12 protein-coding genes and 1 tRNA gene are annotated in these 21,053 nt (G+C 73.4%); 10 read left to right on the forward strand and 3 right to left on the reverse strand.

All coding sequences use genetic code 11. The features are described 5' to 3' along the window. Positions 1-91: 91 nt before the first annotated feature. The 10 genes from OG568_RS31595 (at position 92) to OG568_RS31640 (ending at position 19,075) form a co-directional block, all read left to right on the forward strand. Complete coding sequence (locus OG568_RS31595) at positions 92-730, forward strand: lytic polysaccharide monooxygenase auxiliary activity family 9 protein (protein WP_266582647.1); 639 nt, start codon at positions 92-94, stop codon at positions 728-730. Between the two features lie 129 nt (positions 731-859). Continuing rightward, a complete protein-coding gene (locus tag OG568_RS31600; RefSeq protein ID WP_266582646.1) occupies positions 860-1,360 on the forward strand; it encodes a DUF3592 domain-containing protein in 501 nt (166 codons plus the stop codon). A 26-nt stretch (positions 1,361-1,386) separates the two neighbouring features. Next, positions 1,387-3,087, forward strand: coding sequence for an AMP-binding protein (locus tag OG568_RS31605; RefSeq protein WP_329533993.1), 1,701 nt, complete (start codon positions 1,387-1,389; stop codon positions 3,085-3,087). 380 nt (positions 3,088-3,467) lie between these two features. Continuing rightward, positions 3,468-4,664: an MFS transporter gene (locus OG568_RS31610; protein WP_443077896.1), complete on the forward strand. Its 1,197-nt coding sequence runs from the start codon at positions 3,468-3,470 to the stop codon at positions 4,662-4,664. Next, on the forward strand, positions 4,618-7,875 hold the full coding sequence (locus OG568_RS31615) for a type I polyketide synthase (protein ID WP_329533996.1): 3,258 nt from the start codon (positions 4,618-4,620) through the stop codon (positions 7,873-7,875). The genes OG568_RS31610 and OG568_RS31615 overlap by 47 nt, the downstream gene beginning before the upstream one ends. After that, positions 7,872-13,490, forward strand: coding sequence for a MupA/Atu3671 family FMN-dependent luciferase-like monooxygenase (locus tag OG568_RS31620; protein WP_329533997.1), 5,619 nt, complete (start codon positions 7,872-7,874; stop codon positions 13,488-13,490). The genes OG568_RS31615 and OG568_RS31620 overlap by 4 nt, the downstream gene beginning before the upstream one ends. A 6-nt stretch (positions 13,491-13,496) precedes the next feature. Next, on the forward strand, positions 13,497-14,789 hold the full coding sequence (locus OG568_RS31625; protein ID WP_329533998.1) for a M18 family aminopeptidase: 1,293 nt from the start codon (positions 13,497-13,499) through the stop codon (positions 14,787-14,789). Between the two features lie 99 nt (positions 14,790-14,888). Further along, positions 14,889-15,611: a thioesterase II family protein gene (locus tag OG568_RS31630; RefSeq protein ID WP_329533999.1), complete on the forward strand. Its 723-nt coding sequence runs from the start codon at positions 14,889-14,891 to the stop codon at positions 15,609-15,611. Positions 15,612-15,616: 5 nt separating this feature from the next. Next, complete coding sequence (locus OG568_RS31635; protein WP_329534000.1) at positions 15,617-16,456, forward strand: mycofactocin-coupled SDR family oxidoreductase; 840 nt, start codon at positions 15,617-15,619, stop codon at positions 16,454-16,456. 21 nt (positions 16,457-16,477) lie between these two features. Further along, complete coding sequence (locus OG568_RS31640; protein ID WP_329534001.1) at positions 16,478-19,075, forward strand: amino acid adenylation domain-containing protein; 2,598 nt, start codon at positions 16,478-16,480, stop codon at positions 19,073-19,075. A gap of 33 nt (positions 19,076-19,108) precedes the next feature. Here the strand turns inward: OG568_RS31640 and OG568_RS31645 are convergent. The 3 genes from OG568_RS31645 to ehuA all read right to left on the reverse strand — a co-directional run bounded on the left by OG568_RS31645 (position 19,109) and on the right by ehuA (position 21,048). Then, a tRNA-Lys gene (locus tag OG568_RS31645) sits at positions 19,109-19,182 on the reverse strand. A gap of 114 nt (positions 19,183-19,296) precedes the next feature. Further along, the gene (locus OG568_RS31650) at positions 19,297-20,055 is read right to left on the reverse strand and encodes an IclR family transcriptional regulator (protein WP_266582638.1); all 759 of its coding nucleotides are present in this window, start codon (positions 20,053-20,055) and stop codon (positions 19,297-19,299) included. 216 nt (positions 20,056-20,271) lie between these two features. Next, positions 20,272-21,048, reverse strand: coding sequence for an ectoine/hydroxyectoine ABC transporter ATP-binding protein EhuA (gene ehuA, locus OG568_RS31655; RefSeq protein ID WP_329536511.1), 777 nt, complete (start codon positions 21,046-21,048; stop codon positions 20,272-20,274). Positions 21,049-21,053: the final 5 nt, after the last annotated feature.

The raw sequence follows: 21,053 nt of genomic DNA on the forward strand, positions 1-21,053 counted from the left end.
AGTCGCGGCAATAATCTGGGACTTGGTCTAGACCTGAAAATCGCGCGCACGGCTCACGAGAACCTCCCCCACGTCCTCCAGGAGCGGCAGCATGCGCATACGGACGACCGACATCCACACCACCAGGAAAGCCAAGCTGTACGCCGCTGTCGTGGGCCTCGCCACGGCGGGCACGTTCGTGCTCTCCACCGGCGGAGCCGACGCCCACGGCTACACCGACCAGCCCCTCAGCCGGCAGAAGCTGTGTGCCGCCAACGGGGGCAGCGTCGCGGGCTGCGGCGACATCCAGTGGGAGCCCCAGAGTGTCGAGGGCCCGAAGGGCTTCCCGGCGGCGGGTCCCGCGGACGGCCAGATCTGTTCCGCGAACCACACCAACTTCAGCCAGCTCGACCAGCCCAAGACCCCCTCGGGTGCGGCCTGGCCGACGACCAAGGTCACCGGCGGGCAGAGCTACACCTTCCGCTGGCAGTTCACGGCCGTGCACGCCACGACCGACTTCAAGTACTTCGTCACCAAGTCCGGCTGGAACCAGAACCACGCACTGACCAGGGCGGACCTGAACACCACCCCGTTCCTGACCGTCCCGTACAACGGGCAGCGCCCGCCGTCCACGTTCAGTCACACCGGCACGCTGCCCTCAGGGCTGAGCGGTCATCACGTCATCCTCGGCGTGTGGACGATCGCCGACACCGCGAACGCGTTCTACTCGTGCGCGGACGTCACGTTCTGAGGGCGCCGCGACCGGAAATGTTCTGAGCCTCTCTTGAGGAGCTCGCGCACCCCCCACGGGTAGGTTCCACGCACGTCGACATGACCATGACGGCGTGCGTGGAGCTGTACCGGACAACGGGGGAATGTCATGGACGTCTTCTTCTATGCGGTGCCAGGGCTGATCATGGCTGTTGCCATATCCATGGCGGTCGCGGTGATCCGTCGCTCACTGGACATGAACCGGGCCTGGAGCAGCGGGCTGACCGCCGAGGCGCGCTGTTTGCGGTCCTTCACGACGACCAGCGGTGGCGGGGGCGACACCTCGGTGAGTACGACCCTGCATCACGTGTACGAGTTCAGGGCGCGGGACGGCCGCACGGTCCGCTTCGAGGAGGAGAACGGCCCGGCGACGATCATCGAGGGCGACATCGTCACCGTCCACTACATCGCCGAGCGCCCGGAGAAGGCCACGGCTCACACGCCGAGCCGGGGCAAGCTGGCCGCGGGAACCGTGGGCATCCTGATCTTCTGTACGGTGATCGTCCTCTTCTGCATCGGCTTCATGGTGAGTGTCCACGGGTTCTTCTCGATGTGGGACTCGGCCGGGAGCGGAGGGGACGAGTTCGAGGGCACGGGGCTCCCCTTCTGACGGTGCGTCAATTATCGTGCGCCCCCATGGGGTCCATGAGGCGTACCGTCGCGGAACTCGTACAGGAACGGTGGGGCGACCACCGGCCGGGGCTGTGGTTCGAGGGGCGGGTGCGCAGCCACCACCAGGTGGCCGCGGGCGCCGCGGCGCGGGCGGCGCTCCTCGCCGACCTGCTGCCACCCGGCGCCGAACCGCACGTCGGGGTGCTGCTCGACAACACCCCCGAATATCCGCTCTGGTTGAGCGCGGCGGCCCTCTCCGGTGCCGCCGTCGCCGGGATCAACCCGACCCGGCGCGGCCCCGAACTGGCCCGCGGCATCCTGCACACCGAGTGCCGCGTCCTGGTCACCGAGCGGACCCACCTGCCGCTCCTGGACGGCCTCGAACTGCCCGGCGTACGTGTCCTGGTCACCGACACCGAGGCGTACGAGGAACTCCTCGCGCCGTACGAGGGCGCGAAGCCGGACGCGGCGCCCTCCGTGTCGCCGGACGTCCGACTCCTCCTCTACTTCACCTCCGGCTCGACCGGCGCCCCCAAGGCCGCGATCTGCACCCAGGGCCGGCTGGCGGCCGCCGGACGCTCGCTCGTCGAGCAGTTCGGGGTGCGCCCGGACGACACGCACTACATCTGCATGCCGATGTTCCACGGCAACGCGGTGATCGCCGACTGGGCGCCCGCGCTGGCGGCGGGCGCCGGGATCGCGCTGCGGCGGCGCTTCTCGGCGTCCGGGTTCCTCGCGGACGTACGGGCCTGCGGGGCGACGTACTTCACCTATGTGGGCCGCGCGGTGCAGTACCTGCTGGCCACGCCCGCCCGCGGCGACGACCGCGACAACCCGCTGCGGATGGGGTTCGGGACGGAGGCCGGGGCCGTGGACGCGGCCGCCTTCGAGGAGCGCTTCGGGGTACGGCTGGTGGAGGGGTACGGCTCGTCCGAGGGCGGCGCCGCCATCCAGTGGACGCCCGGCGCCCCGGCGGGCGCGATCGGGCGGGCGGCGCCCCGCGACGACCTCGCGGTGGTCGACCCGCAGACAGTGGCCGAGTGCCCGCCCGCCGTCTTCGCCGAGGACGGAAGGCTCCTCAACGGGGAGGAGGCCATAGGGGAGTTGGTGAACCGCGGACCCAGCCCCTTCGAGGGCTACTGGCGCAACCCCGCCGCGGACGCCGAACGCCGCCGACGAGGGTCCCCCCGCGCGGGCGATGCCGAGAGCGGGCGAGGCTGGTACTGGACCGGGGACCTCTTCTACCGCGACGGCGACGGCTTCCTCTACTTCGCCGGGCGGGCCGACGACCGGCTGCGCGTCGACAGCGAGAACCTCGCCGCCGCGATGATCGAGAACATCCTCGCCCGCCACGAGGACGCCGCCGCCGTGGCGGTGTACGCGGTGCCGGACCCGGTGGCCGGGGACCAGGTGATGGCGGCGATCGCACCGCGCGAGGGAGCCGGATTCGACCCGTCGGCCTTCGCGGCCTTCCTCCTCGACCAGCCCGACCTGGGGACCAAGATGGCACCCCGCTTCGTCCGGATCGTGGCACGGATGCCGGTCACCGCCACCAACAAGATTCACCGGGTGGGGCTGCGCCGCGAGGGCTTCCGCTGTGCCGACCCGGTGTGGTGGCGGCCGCCGGGGGAGTCGGCGTACCGCAGACTGCGCGAGCCGGACATCGACGGGCTGCTGGCCGAGTACCGGGCGCGCGGGCGCGAGAAGTTGCTGCCGGCCGGGTAGGTTCCGGGCGCGCGGACGCGAGAAGTTGTTGCCGACCAGGCAGGTTCCGGGCGCGCTTCCCGCGCGGGGGTGCCCATCGGCCGGAACTTTCGGCGGCCCGGCGGACGTCCCGTCCCAGGGAGTCCCGGAGAAGAGGAATCCCCTCCGTCCCACAGGGGGAGGATGCCCCCGGACACCTGTGCCGTCCGCGCCGAGGAAAGAGGGAACATGCGTCACCTGATCCGGGTCGTGAACATCGCCGGTGCCGCACCGCCATGCGGCGCGTGGGGGCGGGCGGCGGTCCGGGAACGGCTAGTGGCGCGGCACCGGTGACGGCCGAGGGGCGCTACCGCGTCCTGGTCGCCGGCTACTCCGTCTCCTCGTACGGCACCTTCCTCAACATGGTGGCGCTCAACCTGTTCGTCTACGCCACCACCGACAGCGCCCTCGCCATCGGACTGTTCATGGCGGTGCGGCTGGGCGCGGGGTTCCTGGCGGGGACGGTCGCCGGGCGGGTGCAGGCCCGGTTCGGGGTCAAGCCGGTCATGCTGTGGGCCAACATCGCCCAAGTCGTTGTCATGTTCCTGCTGGTAGTGACGCCGGACGGGGGACTGCGGACCGGCGTGCTGTTCACGGTGTCCGCCGTCGTCGGGGCGTGCGGCACCGTGTTCATGGTCGCGCTGCGCAGCTCCATCCCCGACCTGGTCGGCGCGGACCGGCGCGCCTGGGCCAACTCGCTGATGGTGGGCGGGCGTTCGCTGGCGATGGTCGCCGGGTTCGCCTCGTCCGGGGTGGTGGTGCCCTGGCTCGGCTTCACCGCCGCGTTCCTGGTGGACGCGGCGAGCTTCGTGGTGTGCGCGGCGGCGGTCGCGTGGCTGCCGGGCATCGAACGCGCCCCCGAACCCCCGCGGGCGCCCGACGAACCCCGCCGGAAGCACGGAGTGTGGACCGCCATGACAGCGCTGGCCACCGTGCCCGCGCTCGGCCTCATGATGTGTCTGCGCACCGTCGACGCCCTCGGCTCCTCCTCGCACAACGCGGCCCTGCCCGTCTACTCCAGCACGCTCCACCCCGATGACCCGGCCGCGTTCGTCAGCCGCTTCTGGCTGTTCTGGGCGCTGGGCAACGTCCTGGCACAACAGGTCATCCAACGCTGGGCCAAACGCTCCGGACGGGCCGTCGGCGCGCTCGGCTTCGGCCTCGGCACCATCGTCATGTCCTCCGCGTTCATCCTCGGCTTCGCCGGGTTCCCGATGGCGGCGACCGTGCTGATCGCCCTCGTCGCGGGCGCCGCGGACGGGCTCACCGAGGTGTCGTACACCTCGCATCTGCAGACCCTCCCGGAGACCCTGCGCGGCCACGCCTTCGGGCTCACGGCGACGGTCGAGAACCTCGGCTTCGGGCTCGGCATGATCGGGGTGTCGGCGGCCCTCGAATCGTTCTCCGCGTTCACCGTCGTGGCCTGGTCGCACGGCCTCGCCATCGTCGTCGCGGGGATCTACCTGCTCCGGTTGTACGCGGTCCACGGCGCCGGCAAGGAGGGGACGAGCGGTGCGTACGGCAGTCGTCGGGATGGCGCTGAGGTTTCCGGGAGCTGACACCCCCGACGGGTACTGGCGGGACATCCGGGCGGGCGTGACGCACGTACGGCGGTTCACCGACGCCGAGCTGGCGGCGGCCGGGGTCGCCCCCGAGGAGTACGGCGCGCCCGACTTCGTGGCCGCGAGCGCCCCGCTGCCCGGCATCGACGGCTTCGACGCGGCCTTCTTCGGGATGAGCGCCCGCGAGGCCACGGTCACCGATCCGCAGCAGCGGCTGTTCCTGGAGTGCGCGCACCACGCCCTGGAGGACGCGGGGTACGCGCAGCCGCGCGCCGGGGTGCGGATCGGGGTGTGCGGGAGCACCGGCTACCGGCTCTACTCGCTGCACAGCTACCTCGCCAACAACCTGTCGGCGGAGGCGGGTTCGGGCGACTGGCAGCGGCAGAAACAGGCGCAGGTCGGCAACTACCCCGACTTCGCGGCCCCCCGGGCGGCCCACCGGCTCGGCCTGTCGGGCCCGGCCCTGAACGTGGCCACGGCCTGCTCCTCGTCCCTGGTGTCCGTCCATCTCGCCTGCCAGGCCCTGCACTTCGGTGACGCGGACCTCATGGTCGTCGCCTCGGCCGCCCTGCACGTGCCCCAGGTCACCGGGCACCGGCACGTACGCGGCTCGACGATCTCGCGCTCCGGGACCGTTCGCGCCTTCGACGCCGACGCGGACGGCACCGTCGGCGGCAACGGCGTCGCCGCCGTCGTCCTCAAACCGCTGGAGAGGGCGCTCGCCGACGGCGACACCGTGTACGCGGTGATCGCCGGGTCCGCCGTCACCAACGACGGCGCCGACCGGGCCGGGTTCGCCGCGCCGGGCCCCACCGGTCAGCGCGACGCCGTGCTCGGCGCGCTGCGCGCGGCCGGGGTGCCCGCCGACTCCATCGGCTATCTGGAGGCGCACGGCACCGGCACGCTCAAGGGCGACCCGATCGAGTTCGCCGCCCTCACCGAGGCGTTCCGGCTGCACACCGACCGCACCGGCTTCTGCGCGCTGGGCTCCACGAAGTCGGCGATCGGCCATCTGGACAGCGCGGCCGGTCTCGCGGGGCTGATCAAGGCGGTGCTGGTGCTGCGGCACGGGGAGATACCGCCGCTGGTGAACCACACCCGCCCCAACCCGGCCCTGGACGTGACCGGGAGCCCCTTCGTCCTGCCCACCCGCGCGCTGCCCTGGCCCGCCGAGGAGGGCCGCCCGCGCCGGGCCGGGGTGCACTCCATCGGGATGGGCGGCACGAACGCCCACGTGATCCTGGAGGAGGCGCCGACCCCGGCCCCCCGTCCGCCGGATCGCGGGCCGGCCCCGACGCTGCTGCCGCTGTCCGGCCACACGCCCGAGGCGCTCCTCGCCTCCGCACGGGCCTTCCGCGACCACCTCACGGAACACCCCGGGACCGATCCGGCCGACCTGCTCCTCACCACCGCGCTCGGACGACGGCACCTCGAACACCGGCTGGTGGTCACCGCCGCGGCCGGCGCTGCGGCGGCCGCGCTGGACGCCTTCGTACGGGGCGAGGCCGGGGCGTACGCGCACGGCACGGCCGGGCCGGAGGCGGGCGGCGGACCGGTGTTCCTCTTCACCGGCCAGGGCAGCGGGTACGACGGGATGGGCACGGCGCTCGCCGAGCGGTTCCCGGTGGTGGCCCGCACGTTGGAGGAGTGCGCGCGGATCCACCGGGACGAGACGGGGGAGGAGGGGTTCCTCGACCGGTTGCTGGGCGGCGCCGACGGTGGTCCTCCGGAGGGAGCGCGGGCCGGGGCCCCGCAAGGAGCGCGGGCCTGGGGCCCGGGGGGAGTGCGGTCCTGGGACACCGCCTTCGCGCAGCCCGCGCTCTTCGCCCTGCAGGTCGCCCAGGCGCGGCTGTGGCGGCGCTTCGGCGTCGAACCGGTCGCGGTGGCCGGGCACAGCGCCGGGGAGTACGCGGCCCTGTGCGTGGCCGGGGCGCTGACGCTGGAGGACGGACTGCGGCTGGTCTGCAGACGGGGACGGCTGATGCGGGACGGCACCCCGGCCGGGGGCATGCTCGCGGTGTCCGCCGCCGAGGACGTCGTACGGGGGCTGGTCACCGATGTCGACGGCCTCGAACTCGCCGTCGTCAACGGGCCCGGGCAGTACGTCGTGGGCGGACCGCCCGAGGCGGTGGCCGCCGCCCGCGCCCGGCTCGCCGAACGCGGCACACCCGCGGAGCCCCTGCCGGTGGACCGCGCGTTCCACACCGCCCTGCTCGACCCGGTCCTGGCGGACTTCCGGGACGCCTGCGGAAAGGTACGGCTGCGGCCCACCAGGACCGAGTTCGTCAGCGGCGCGGACGGGGTCCGGCACCCGGTGGGCTGGCTGCCGGACGCCGACCACCTCGTACGGGGGACCCGGCGGCCGGTGGACTTCGCCGCCGTACTGCGCACGCTGGAGCGGACACCCGGGCGGCCGGTCCAGCTGGAGATCGGCCCCGACGCGCCCCTCACCGGCCTGGTCCGGCGCGCCCGGCCGGATGCCGCCGCCGTCCCCACCCAGCGCCGTGGCGACCCCGGCCTCGGCACCCTCTGGGCGGCCGTCGCCCGGCTGCACTGCGCGGGCCACCGGCTCGACTGGGCGGCCCTGCTCGACGGCTGCGACGCCCGCCGGATCCCGTTGCCGCCCTATCCCTTCCAGCACCGGTCGTACTGGACCGGACCGCCGCCCACCCCCTTGGCCGACGACCGCAGGACGGAGGACGGCATGACCGAACAGACCGAACAGGACGCGCAGACCGAACAGGCCGTACTGGAACGGGTGGTGATGCTCAGCGCACGTCATCTCGGATACACGCCCGAGGAGATCACGGCGGAGCGGACGTTCGTCGGGCTCGGCGCGGACTCGCTCCAACTCATCAGTATGGTGCGGCAGTTGGAGGCCGAGTTCGGAGTGGAGATCGGGATGCGGGAGATCCTGGAGGAGGCGGGGACCCCACGGCTCGCGGCCCGGTTGATCACGGAGCGGACGGGGCAAGGGGCGTCGGCCTCCACAGGCGTCACTCCGGACGACGAGCCCGTGCGCGCCGCCGCCGACGAGGAGCCCGTCCACGCCCCCCGTACCGAGGAGCCCGGCTACGCCACCCGTGCCGAGGTCGAGGAACTCGCCCGCCAGATACGTCAACTCGCCGAGACCCAGACCAGAATGCTCGGTCAGCTCTCCGAGGCCGTGGCCCTGCTCGCCGAGGGCAGCAAGGCGGTCGGGGGATGACCACGGCACAGATCAGCCCCGAGTCGCGGGCGAGCGCCGAGGCCGTCGCCCGAACCGCCGCCGTCTCCGGACGGCTCGACGAACTCCTGGCGGTGGCCCGTCACCCCGCCGAGCCGCCCGCCGGGCAACCCGCCGAGCCACCCCTCCACCACGGCCCCCATGTCACCCTCCCCCCTGACTCCGGCATGTCCGGCACCGGTGCGAGCGAGGCCCAGCGGGCCCACGCCGACGGCCTGGTCCGGCGCTTCACCGAGCGGACCCGGGCGTCGAAGGAGCTGGCGCAGCGGCACCGGAGGGTGCTGGCGGACAGCCGGGCCGTGGTCGGCTTCCGGCGGGCGACGAAGGAGATGCAGTACCCGATCGCGGCCCGCTCGGCGCACGGCGCCCGGCTGACGGACGTCGACGGCAACGACTACACCGACATCACCATGGGCTTCGGCGCGCTGCTGCTCGGCCACGAGCCCGCGCCGGTCACGGAGGCCGTCCGCCGGCACCTCGCCGGCGGACTCCGCCTCGGCCCGCGCTCCGAGGACACGGGCGCGGCCGCCGAACTGCTCGCGGAACTCACCGGCATGGAGCGGGTGGCGTTCGCGAACTCCGGCACCGAGGCCAACTCCGCCGCCCTGCGGCTCGCCCGCGCGGCCACCGGACGCGACCGCGTGGTCATGTTCCGCGGCTCCTACCACGGCCACATCGACTCGGTCCTCGGCCGCCCCGGCCCCGACGGCCGCCACGCCGTCCCCGTCTCGCGCGGCGTCCCCGCGAGCGCGGTGTCCGAACTCCTCGTCCTCGAATACGGCAGCCAGGAGAGCCTGGACGTCATCGACGAACTCGGCGACACGATCGCCGCGGTCCTCGTCGAACCGGTCCAGTGCCGCAACCCCGCCCTGCGTCCCGTGGCGTTCCTGCGCACCCTGCGGGAGCTGACCGCCCGCCGCGGAATCGTCCTCCTCTTCGACGAGATGCTCACCGGCCTGCGGCCCCACCCCCGCGGCGCCCAGCACCACTACGGCGTCGTGCCCGACCTCGCCACCTACGGCAAGGCCCTCGGCAGCGGTCACCCCATCGGCGCGATCGCGGGCCGCGCCGACCTCATGGACGGCGTCGACGGCGGCTTCTGGCGGTACGGCGACGACAGCCGCCCGACGCGCGACACGACCTTCTTCGGCGGTACGTACATCCAGCACCCCCTGTCGATGGCCGCCGCCCGCGCGGTCCTCACCCACCTCAAGGAGCGGGGCCCGGGGCTCCAGCAGACGCTGAACGCCCGCACCGACGCGCTCGCCGCCGACCTCGACGACTTCTTCCGCGCCGAGGAATTGCCGCTGGAAACGGCCCACTTCGGGTCCATGTTCCGCTTCACCCACCGCGCCGACATGGAGCTGCTCTACCACCACCTCCTCCTGCGCGGGATCTACGTCTGGGAGTGGCGCTCCTTCTACCTCTCCACCGCGCACACCGACACCGACGTCGAACGGATCGCGGACGCGGTGAAGGACTCGCTGCGGGAGCTGCGCGCGGGCGGCTACTTCCCGACGGCGGCCCGACGCGGCCGTGGCCACAGCCGAGGCGAGGCCGCCGAGCGCCCCGCTCCCGACTTCGGCGTCTACTTCTTCGGCGACCACCCCGACGGCGAGGACAGCGCGCAGGCCTACGAACGGCTGATCGAGACCGCACGCTTCGCCGACACCCACGACTTCAGCACGCTCTGGCTCCCCGAACGCCACTTCCACTCCTTCGGCGGCCTCTTCCCCAACCCGTCCGTGCTGGCCGCCGCGCTCGCCCGGGAGACCCGCCGCATCCGTCTGCACGCGGGCTCGGTGGTCCTTCCGCTGCACGACCCCGTGCGGATCGCCGAGGAGTGGGCGGTGGCTGACAACCTCTCCGGCGGCCGGGTCGGCATCGGCTGCGCGAGCGGCTGGCACGCGAGCGACTTCGCCCTCCACCCCGACCGCTTCACCGACCGCACCGAGATCGCCTTCCAGCACCTGGAGGACGTACGGCGGTTGTGGCGCGGGGAGAGCGTGCCGCGCCACACCGGCGAAGGGCACCCCATCGACGTACGCCCGCACCCGCGGCCCGTGCAGGAGCTGCCGCCGATGTATCTGGCGACGTCAGGGCGGCGTGCCTCGTACGAGGAGGCGGCCCGCCGCGACCTCGGGATCGTCACCAACCTCATGAACCAGACGGTCGAGCAGCTCGCGGCGAACATCCGCCACTACCGGCGCACCCGCGCCGAGAGCGGCCTCGACCCCGAAACGGGCCGTGTCACCGTCCTGCTCCACACCCACCTCGCCGAGGACCACGCCGCCGCCCGGGCCGCCGCACGCGAGCCGATGAGCCGCTATCTGCGCTCCTCCCTCCAGATGCGTTCCGCCGCGAGCGCCCTCGGGGGCCGCCCCGAGGACGTGGCCGACGCGAGCGAGGCCGACCTCGCCTACCTCTTCGACCGCGCCTACGACCGCTACTGCGACCAACGGGCCCTCATCGGATCCCCGGACACCTGCGCGGCCACCGTCGACGCGCTGCGGGCCGCGGGCGTCGACGAGATCGCCGCCCTGGTCGACTTCGGGCTGCCGCCGGAGGAGATGGAGGCGGGCCTGGAGCAGCTGGACGTACTGCGCCGCCGCTACCACGAGCCCCCGAAGGAGCCGAAAGAGCGGCGGGCTCCCGCGACCCCGGCCCAGCGCCGCCTCTGGCTCGCCGCCACGCTGATCGCCGATCCGGCCGCGTACAACGAGATCCAGGGCGTACGGCTGCGGGGTCCGCTGGACGTCGAGGCGCTGCGGACCGCCGTGGACGGCCTCGTCCGCCGCCACGACGGTCTGCGGACCGTGTTCGTGGCCGGGGGAGACGGGGTCTTCCAGGTCGTACGGGAGGACCGGGACCGGGATCGGGATCGGGATCGGGCAGGTCCGGCACTGGCCGTCGACGACGTCCGGGGGCGGGACGCCGACGAGGTGATCCGGGCCGCCTTGCGGGAGGAGAGCACCCGGGCCTACGACCTCGCGGCGGGGCCGCTGTTCACGCCCCGGCTGCTGCGGCTCGCCGACGACGACCACGCGCTGATCCTCGGCATGCACCACCTCGTCACCGACGGCCACTCCGCCGGGCTGGTCGCCGCCGACCTCGGCGAGCTCTACCGGGCGGCGGTGGAGGGACGCGCGCCCCGGTTCGAGCGCGCCGCCGGGAGCACGCTCGACGCGGCGGCGGCCACCGGGGGAGCGGACGACCTGGACTGGTGGCGCGCCCACCTCCGGGACGGGCCGGGCGCGCCCGCGCTGCCCACGGACCGGCCGCGCACCCGTACCGTCGCCGGACGCGGCGGCGCCGTGGGGCTGCGGCTCGGCCCGGAGCGGGCGGGGCGGCTGCGGGAGTGGAGCGGGCGGCAGGGAGTCACCCTGTTCGCGACGCTGCTCACCGCCTGGCGGATCGTGCTGCGCCAGTACGCCGGACAGGACGACTTCGTCATCGGGTCCACCTTCGGCCGCCGCACCCCCGAGACGTGGGACACCGTCGGCTTCCACGTCTCCCTGCTGCCCCTGCGCGGGACCCTGACCGACGCCACGACACTCACCGACGCCCTACGCGCCACCCGGGACACGCTCTTCGCCGCCGACGCCCGCCAACACGTCGACGTGGACGCCCTGTTGGCGTCCCGCCACCCCGACCCGGGCAACCCGCGCCCCCTCGTCACGGTCTCCGCCGACCTCGACACCGCGCCCCTGACCGCCCTCGCCCTGCCGGGCCTGCGCGCCGAACCCCTCGACGGCGGCACCGAGTCCGCCCCCCTCGAACTCGCCCTCATGGCCACCCGGCGCCCCGACGGGGACCTCGACCTGCGGATCCGTTACGACGCCGACCTGTTCGACGAGAAGACGGCGCGCGGGTGCCTGGACCGGCTGGAGGACGTGCTGACCGCCATGACGGCGGGCGCCGCGGCGACGGTCGGCGACCTGACGCCGGGGTCCGTCGCCCCGGGCACACCCGTCACTCCCGACAGCGCGCACCGCCTGCGTACCCTCTGGCAGCACACCCTCGGCCCCGTCGGCGATCTCACCCCGGACGCCAACTTCTTCGAACTCGGAGGGAATTCGATCGGCGCGATCAGGCTGGTGAACCGGGTCCGGGACAGCTTCGGCGTGGAATACCCCTTGGCGGACTTCTTCGCCGACGCCACGCTGGGGGCGATGACCGCCCGGCTCGCGCCACCCCGGGGCGTGACCGTGGTGGACACGGCGCCCGTCAGCGACCAGCAGGCCCGCATGATCGCGGGCGTCCTGGGCATGCCCCGCCCCGAGGTGTGGAACATCCCGACCCGGATCCGTTTCACCGGCCCCCTGGACGTGGCCGCCCTGCGCACGGCGGTGGCCGGACTGCTCGACCGGCACCACGGTCTGCGATGCCGCTTCGTACCGGGAGACGGCCGGCCGGTCCCGTCGTCCGCCCCCGACGACGGGACCGGCTGGCGGCAGGAGGTTCTCGACGTGCCGCCCCCGGCGCTTCCCGTCGAGGACCTCACCGGCATCGCGGACGAGTCCGAACGGCTCACGCACACTGAGGAGTTGTGCCGCGCGGCGGCCGCCACGCCCATCGCGCTCACCGAACCCGTCCTGCCCGTCCTGCGGCTGCTGCGCGAAGCGCCCGACCGGTGGACGCTGATGTTCGTCGTGCACCACATCTGCGTCGACGGCTGGGCCCTCTCCCTCCTCCTGGACGAGCTCACCGCCCTCTACACGGCAGCCGCCACCGGCCGCCCGCACGGTCTGCCCGAGCCTGCGGCGCAGTGCACGGACTACGCCCGCTGGCAGCGCGCGCACGCCGACCCCGCCGAGGAGGCCCGCAGGACGGCGTACTGGACCCGGTACCTGGAGGGGATCCCGGCCACGGTCGAGATCCCCGGCGACCGGCCCCGGCCCGCCGTGCCGAGCGGGCGCGGCGACACCCTGCGCGGCACCGCGTCGGGCGAACTGCGCAGGGCCGTCGAAGAGTTGGCGGCGGCTCGGCACACCACACCTTTCGGGGTCGCGGCCACGGCGCTCGGCGTGCTGGTCGCCCGCCGGTCCGGGGTGCGGGACATCGCGATGGGCACGCCGTACGCCCACCGCGAGCGCAGCGCGTTCGAGTCGATGGTCGCGCTGACGTCGACCGGCGTGGTCGTCCGGGTGACGCCCGACCCGGACGAGACGCGCGGCGCCCTCGTGCGGCGCACCGGTGCCGGCGCCCTGGAGGCGACGGCGCACGTCCTGCCGACCGCGCGGATCGTGCGCGCCCTGCGCGAGAGCGGCGCACGCGCGGTGCCCGAGCGCTTCCCGCTGACCATCGCCTTCCAGAACTCCCTGGACACGGACATCGAGATCCCCGGACTCGACGTCGAGGTCGACGACCTCGCCCCGCCCGTGTCCCGCGGTGACCTCTCCTTCGGTCTCGCCCCGCGCCGCGACCCGGCCAAGGGCTACCGCACCTTCCTGGAGTACTCCGCCGATCTGTGGGACCCCGCCACGGCTCAGGAGCTGCTCGACGACTGGCAGGCCGTCCTCGCCGAACTGTGCACTCGGCCGGACGCGCCCGTCGCCCCACTCCTCAACCCTCTACAGCCCCTCCGAAAGGCGTGAGCGCCCATGTCCCCCACACATGACCGCAGTCACAGCGACGATCTGCTCTCCTTCGTCCGCTCCAGCCCCTCGCCCTACCACGTCGTCGCGAACGCGGCCCAGCGCCTGGAGAAGGCGGGCTTCCAGGAGCTGCGCGAGACGGACGACTGGACGGCCGGTGCCGAGGGCGGCCGGTACGTCGTCCGCGCCGGAGCGCTGCTCGCCTGGTACGTCCCCGCGGGCGCCCCGGCACGCACCCCGTTCCGGATCGTCGGCGCCCACACCGACTCCCCGAACCTGCGGATCAAGCCCGAGCCCGACACCGGCTCCGCGGGCTGGCGGCAGATCGCCGTGGAGATCTACGGCGGCGTCCCCCACAACACCTGGCTCGACCGCGACCTCGGCATCTCGGGCCGGCTGACACTGCGCGACGGATCCAGCCGCCTCGTCTGCGTCGACCAGCCACTGCTGCGCGTACCCCAGCTCGCCATCCACCTCGACCGCGGCGTCAACGAAGGTGTCGCGCTCGACGCGCAGCAGCACATGACCCCGCTGTGGGGCCTCGGTCCCACCCGGCCCGGCGCCCTGCTCGCCCGGGTCGCCGCCGAGGCCGACACCGACGTCGCCGAGGTCCTCGGCTGGGACCTGATGCTGCACGACATCCAGCCGCCCGGCTATCTCGGCGCCGACGAGGAGTTCCTTGTCTCACCGCGCCTGGACAACCAGATCTCCGTGCACGCGGGCGTCACCGCGCTGGTCGCCGCTGCCACCGCCGCCCGGCCGCCCGCCCACATCCCGGTGCTCGCCGCCTTCGACCACGAGGAGGTCGGCAGCGGCTCCCAGTCGGGCGCTCAAGGCCCCCTGCTGGAGCGGGTGCTCGGCCGGTCCGTCGCCGCGCGCGGCGGCAGCGCCGAGGACTTCAACCGGGCCCTCGCCGGCGCCTTCTGCGTCTCCGCCGACATGTCGCACGCCGTGCACCCCAACTACGCCGAACGCCACGACCCGGACCACCACCCCCTCCCCAACGGCGGCCCCGTCGTCAAGGTCAACGTCAACCAGCGGTACGCCACCGACGGCACCGGAGTCGCCGCCTTCGCCGCGGCCTGCGAGCGCGCCGAGGTGCCCTGGCAGCCGTTCGTCTCCCACAACGCCATGCCGTGCGGCACCTCGATCGGCCCGATCACCGCGGCCCGGCTGGGAGTCGCCACCGTCGACGTGGGCGTACCGGGGCTGTCGATGCACTCCGCGCGGGAGCTGTGCGGGGCGCAGGACCCCGGTCTGCTGGCCCGGGTCCTCACCGAGTTCGTCACCACGGGCTGAGCCCCAGTCCCTTTGCCCCAGCCCCTTTGTGCCCAGCCCCTTTGTACCCAGCCCCTTTGTGTCCAGCCCCTTTGTCCCCGGAACCGAGACTCGGGAGCGATGTCAGCAGTGGAAGAGACCCACCTCGTCTGTCTGCCCTTCGCCGGGGCGGGCGCGTCCTTCTTCACACCGTGGCAGGACCGGGCGCCGGAGGGACTGCACGTCCTGCCGGTGCGACTCCCGGGCCGCGAGGAGCGGTTCGTGGAGGAGCCCCACACGGACGCGGTACGGGCGGCCGCCGAGGCGCACACCCAGGTGACCCGGCAGCTCCCGGAGGGCGCGCGGGTGGCGGTGTTCGGGCACAGCCTCGGCGCGGTGCTCGGCTTCGAGCTGGCGCACCGGCTGGAGGCCGAGCCCGGCGTCCGCCTCGACGCCCTCGTCGTCAGCGGCGCGCCGGGCCCGTGGAGCGGCCGCGCGGACCGGGCGAGCGGTCTGCCCGACGCGGAGTTCCTGGCCCGGGTGCGCACCTTCGCGGGGTACGCGCACCCGGCCCTGGAGCACCCGGAGATGCGCGAGCTGCTGCTCCCGCTGCTGCGGGCCGACGTACGGATGCACGAGACGTACCGGCCCGCCTCCGACCGCCCGCTCGCCGCCCCGGTCCTCGCCCTGCGCGGCCGCGACGACGAGCTGGTGAGCGCGGCCGAGGCCGCCAAGTGGTCCCGCGCCACCGCCGGGAAGCTCACCACGGCGGAGCTGGACGGCGGTCACATGTACCTGACGGAGAACCCGGGCGCCCTCCTGCGCCTGATCGGGGCCGAACTCCGTGCCGGACGCGCCCGGTGAGCGCGGTGAGCCCGAGCAGCCCCAGGCTCTCGGACAAGGTCGCCCTCGTCACCGGCGCGGCCCGCGGCATCGGCCGGGCGACCGCCGTCGCCTTCGCCCGCGAGGGCGCCGACCTGATACTCCTGGACATCGCGGCGGACCTCCCGGGTGTGCCGTACCCGCTGGGCTCCGAGAGCCAGTTGGCGCACACGGCGGAGCTCTGCCGGGAGACGGGCGCCGCCGTCCGTACGGCCCGGGTCGACGTACGGGACCTGGTGGCGGTGGAGGCGGCGGTGAAGGAGACGACGGCCCGCTTCGGACGGCTCGACGTCCTGGTCAACAACGCCGGGATCGCCGCCCCCTCAGGCCGGGCCGCCCACGAGATCGAGGAGCACGAGTGGCAGCTGATGCTGGACGTGGACCTCTCCGGAGCCTGGCGCACGATCCGCGCGGCGGGCGCCCACATGACCGCGCGGGGAGCCGGCTCGATCATCAACATCGCCTCCACGGCCGGGCTGGTCGGCTACCGCCACTTCGCCGGGTACGTCGCCGCCAAGCACGGCCTGATCGGCCTGACCAAGGCGGTCGCCCTCGACTACGCGCCCCGCCGGGTCCGCGTCAACGCCATCTGCCCCGGCTCGGTCCGCGACGACCCCCGCGTGGAGGGCCGGATGCTCGCCGAGATCGCCCGCGCCCTGGACGTGCCGGTCGCCGAGCACGAGCGGACCTTCGTCCAGGCCCAGCCCATGAACGCCCTCGTCGAACCGGACGACGTCGCCACCGCCGCCCTCTGGCTCGCCTCCGACGAGTCCCGCCAGGTGACCGGCACCGTCGTCACGGTCGACGGAGGCTTCTCGGCCCGTTAGCCACACGGTTGGAGACCGAACGTGACGTGTCACGCCCTCGCCGCGAGCCTTCCCGGGGCCGTCGATCCCGGGCCCGTCCTGGACGCGGCCGTACGTGGCTGGTGGCCCGAACTGTCCGAGCGGTGGCCGGTGTTGTGGAGCGACTCCGTGCCCACACGATTCGCCGCACACCGGCTGCGGGCCGAACTCCACCGGCCGGTCGACCCAGCGGGCCCGGCGTTCCGCGCGGTCCTGCTGCGGTACGAGGACGAGGGCGCGGGATGTGAGGACGGGGGCGCCCACCTGGTGCTGGTGGCCCACCACGCCGTGCTGACCCCGGCCGCGCTGCGGGACATAGCCCACGTCCTGCTCGGTCGCCGCCCCGCCGCCGAAGTGACCGTTCCCCTCGGCGGCCACGAGCCCCCGAAAGGCCCGCACCGGCCCCGTGTCGACTGGGCGACGGGCGACGCGGGCGCAGGCGACCGTACGGGCGTGGTCACCGTGCCGGTACCGGCCGGGGCCCCCGCCGCCGCCCTGGTCCTCGCCCGCTACGAACACCGCGACCCGGGGGACGGCCTGCCCGCCTACGCCACGGTCCTCGAGGACCCGGGCCCGATGGACCCCGCCTTCAGTCACCGACTCGCCTTCCAGTCGGCCCCCTTCCCGCTGACCCTCGTCCCGCGCGGGACCACGGTCGAACTGCACCACCAGCTCCGGCACATCGACGACGCCTGCGCCAGGGCCTTCGCCCGTCACCTCACCCATGTGCACGGTCAGCTGGGCCGGGTCCCCCTCGCGGAGATCGAGCTGATCCCCCGCGAGGAGGCCGAGCGCCTGCTCGCACCCCCCGCCGGAAAACCCCGGCCCGACGACCCCACCCGTATCGCCCCCACCCGTGTCGGTACCGCCCGTATCGATTCCACCCGTATCGACACCGCCTTCGACGCCCGCGCCGACCGCCACCCCGACGCCCCCGCCCTCACCCACGACGGCACCACGACGACGTACGGAGCGCTGCGCGAGCGTGCCGAGCGGCTGGCCGCCGGGCTGCGCGCCGCCGGGGTGCGCCCCGGTGACCGGGTCGGCATCCGGCTGGAGCGTGGCGCCGACCTGGTGGCGACGATGCTCGCGGTGCTGAAGGCGGGCGCGGCGTATGTACCGATGGATCCGGCGCACCCCGAGGAGCGCCTCGACCGCACGGCACGCGACGCGGGCGTACGGCTGGTCGTCCGGGACACCGCGCCCTACCTGGGTGCGGCCACGCGGATCGACCGGCTGAGGCAGGGCACCGGGCAGGATCCCGCCTACGTCATCCACACCTCCGGTTCGACCGGCCGCCCCAAGGGGGTCGTCGTCCCCCACACCAACGTCCTCGCCCTTCTCGACGCCACCCGCGAGGACTTCGCCCTCACCGCCGACGACACCTGGACGTTCTTCCACTCCAGCGCCTTCGACTTCTCGGTGTGGGAGATCTGGGGCGCCCTGCTGACCGGCGCCCGGCTGGTGGTCGTGGACCACTGGATGGCGCGCTCGCCGGAGGACTTCCACGCGCTGCTGGTACGGGAGTCGGTGACCGTCCTCAGCCAGACACCGTCGGCCTTCGGGCAGTTGCGGGCGGTCGACCGGAGCGCGAAGGAACGGCTGTCGGTGCGGCTGGTGGTGCTGGGCGGGGAGGCGCTGGACACCCGGCCCCTGCTCGGCTGGTTCGACCGCCACCCGGAGGACCGCTGCCGGCTGGTCAACATGTACGGGATCACGGAGACCACCGTCCACGTCACCGCCGCCACCGTCACCCGGCGCGGGGCCCTGGCCGCCTCCCGCTCGGTGGGCCGCCCGCTGCCCGGCTGGACGGTGTCGGTGCGCGACGAGCGGGGCCGCCCGCTGCCGACGGGCGCGGCGGGGGAGATCTGGGTGGGCGGGGCCGGACTCGCCCTCGGATATCTGGGGCGGCCCGAGCTGACGGCGGAGCGGTTCGTGACCGATCCCCACCGCCCTGGTCGCTGGTACCGCAGCGGTGACCTGGGGCGGCTGCGTGCCGACGGTTCACTGGAGCACCTGGGGCGGATCGACAGCCAGGTGAAGGTGCGCGGGTACCGGATCGAGTTGGACGAGATCCGGGCGGCGCTGCTGGAGGATCCGGTGGTCACGGCGGCGGCGGTGGTGCTGAGCGGGGACGCCTTCGAGGATGCGGCCGGGGTGCGGATCGACGCGTATGTGGTGGCCGACGGGGACATCGGCGATGTACGCCGTCGGGCCGCGCGGCTGCTGCCCGACCACATGCTGCCGGCGACCGTCACCGCCGTGGCCGCGCTGCCGCTGACCCCGAACGGCAAGCTGGACCGCGACCGCCTGCCGGCACCGCAGCCCGCGAAGCAGGCACCCGAGCCCGCGAAGCCGGTGCCGGTGGCCGTGTCCGCGTCCCCGGGAGACCTGGTGACGGTCCTCACCGGAGTCTGGGAGGAGGTCCTCGGTGTCCCCGTCGGCCCGGACGACAACTTCTTCGAGCTCGGTGGGAACTCCCTCTACGCGATCCGCGTCGGCACCGCCCTGCGCGAGCGGGGCCTGCCCGCGCTCCCCATGCGGCTGCTCTACACGCATCCGACGGTCCGTGCCCTGTCGGGGGCCATGGGAGACGAATGAAGGCCCCTCACCGTGGTGAAGGGCCTTCTCATGTGCGCCGCCAGGGACTCGAACCCCGGACCCGCTGATTAAGAGTCAGCTGCTCTAACCAACTGAGCTAGCGGCGCGTGACTCTCGCCTCCCGCTCCCGCGGTCGGCGACAAAAGAAATACTACCTGGTCCGGACGGGTGCTCTCGACCACCCGGGACCCGGTCCGAAAGGGCCGGGTCCAGGACCGGTCCTAGATGGCGAGGGACAGCAGTACGGGGGTGGCTTCGCGGTTGAGGGTGTCCGCGGCGCGGCGCAGACGGTGGGCGTGTTCGACCGGGAGGGAGAGGGCGAGGCAGCCGACCGAGGAGCCCGCGGTGATGGGGACGGCCGCGCAGACCGTGCCGATCGCGTACTCCTGGAGGTCGAGCACCGGCACCGTGGCCGGCTGGGCGTCGAGCCGGGACAGCAACAGCCGCTCGTTGGTGATGGTCCGCGAGGTGAGGCGGGCCATCTTGTGGCGGGAGAGGTGATCGCGCCGGGCGTTCAGGTCGAGCTGGCCGAGGAGACTCTTGCCGACCGCGCTGGCGTGCGCCGAGGAACGGAAGTCGACCCATTCGTTGACCGCGGGGGTCGCCGGGCCCTCGGCGCACTGGGTGACGTGCACCTCGCCGTCGATGTAGCGGCTGAGGTAGATCGCGGCGCCGACCGAGTCGCGCAGCCGGTCGATGGTCTGCTGGAGTTTCTCGCGCAGCGCCTGGTCGCGGCCGTGGGCGGAGCCCAGCCGGCCGAGGGCAGCGCCGGCGACGTAAGCGCCGTCGGTGACCTGCTCGACGTATCCCTCCCGGCGCAGCATCCGCAGCAGCGCGGTCAGGCGCTCCGTGCCGAGGCCCGTCTGACGGGCCAGCTCGACATCGGTGACGCCGGTGGAGTACCGGGACACCGTCTCCAGGACGCGCAGAGCGCCCTGGGCCGAGTGGTACGGCGCGGTCGGCTCGTTCATCAGCGCCACGGTTTCCCCCTGCGCTTTTTGGGCCATCGATCCGGACAGCTGAGCTCCTCCACGATAACTGTCAAACGCTCGGTGGGGAGGGGGTGTTGGCGAGAAAGTCGGTGCGCTCCGGTTCGCTCAGCAGGAGCGCGGCACTCTGGCATATGCCGAGGTCATGGCTCGGTGGGCATGCCACGCGGTCCGGACCTCGCACCTTGTCGCGTTCACTGCTTGTAGTCACAGCACCGCGCTGAGGAATTCCCGGGTCCTCTCGTGCTCCGGATCGGAGAAGATGCGATCGGGCGAACCGGACTCGATGACATGGCCGGAATCGAACATCAGGACCTGGTCCGAGATGTCGCGGGCGAAATTCATCTCGTGGGTCACACAGAGCATGGTGATGTCGGTGGTGTGCGCGATGTCACGGAGGACGTCGAGGACGCCCGCGACCAGCTCGGGGTCGAGCGCGGACGTCACCTCGTCCAGAAGCAGCACCCGCGGCCGCATCGCCAGCGCCCGCGCGATCGCCACCCGCTGCTGCTGTCCGCCCGACAACTGGCTCGGATAGGCGGCGCACTTGTCCGCGAGCCCCACCAGCTCCAGCAGCTCCCGGGCCCGCGCCTCGGCCTCGTCCCCGGACAGCCCGAGGACGGTGACCGGTGCCTCGGTGATGTTGCGGAGCACCTTCATGTTCGGGAAGAGGTTGAACTGCTGGAAGACCATCCCGATCTTCTTGCGGACCTCCCGGATCCGCTTCTCGGGGGCCGGGTGGAGCCGCTCCCCGGCGACCGTGATCGTGCCCTCGTCGGGCTTGGTCAGGGTCATCAGCAACCGCAGGATCGTCGTCTTGCCGGAGCCGGACGGGCCGATCAGCGTGACGTGCTTGCCGGAGTCGACACGGAAGTCGAGGCCGTCGAGGACGGTGTTGTCCCCGAAGCGCTTGGTGACCTTGTCGAAACGGATCAGCTCGCCGCCGTCCACCGGCGGATCGGTGTGCGTGTCGGGGTCTTTCATCAGGG

This window comes from Streptomyces sp. NBC_01450 (assembly GCF_036227505.1).
Classification (GTDB): domain Bacteria; phylum Actinomycetota; class Actinomycetes; order Streptomycetales; family Streptomycetaceae; genus Streptomyces.

Coding starts and splice junctions, on each gene's coding strand:
- OG568_RS31595 (WP_266582647.1), top strand. CDS start 92: ATGCGCATACGGACGACCGACATCCACACCACCAGGAAAGCCAAGCTG.
- OG568_RS31630 (WP_329533999.1), top strand. CDS start 14,889: ATGTCAGCAGTGGAAGAGACCCACCTCGTCTGTCTGCCCTTCGCCGGG.
- OG568_RS31600 (WP_266582646.1), top strand. CDS start 860: ATGGACGTCTTCTTCTATGCGGTGCCAGGGCTGATCATGGCTGTTGCC.
- OG568_RS31625 (WP_329533998.1), top strand. CDS start 13,497: ATGTCCCCCACACATGACCGCAGTCACAGCGACGATCTGCTCTCCTTC.
- ehuA (WP_329536511.1), bottom strand. CDS start 21,048: ATGAAAGACCCCGACACGCACACCGATCCGCCGGTGGACGGCGGCGAG.
- OG568_RS31605 (WP_329533993.1), top strand. CDS start 1,387: ATGGGGTCCATGAGGCGTACCGTCGCGGAACTCGTACAGGAACGGTGG.
- OG568_RS31610 (WP_443077896.1), top strand. CDS start 3,468: ATGGTGGCGCTCAACCTGTTCGTCTACGCCACCACCGACAGCGCCCTC.
- OG568_RS31620 (WP_329533997.1), top strand. CDS start 7,872: ATGACCACGGCACAGATCAGCCCCGAGTCGCGGGCGAGCGCCGAGGCC.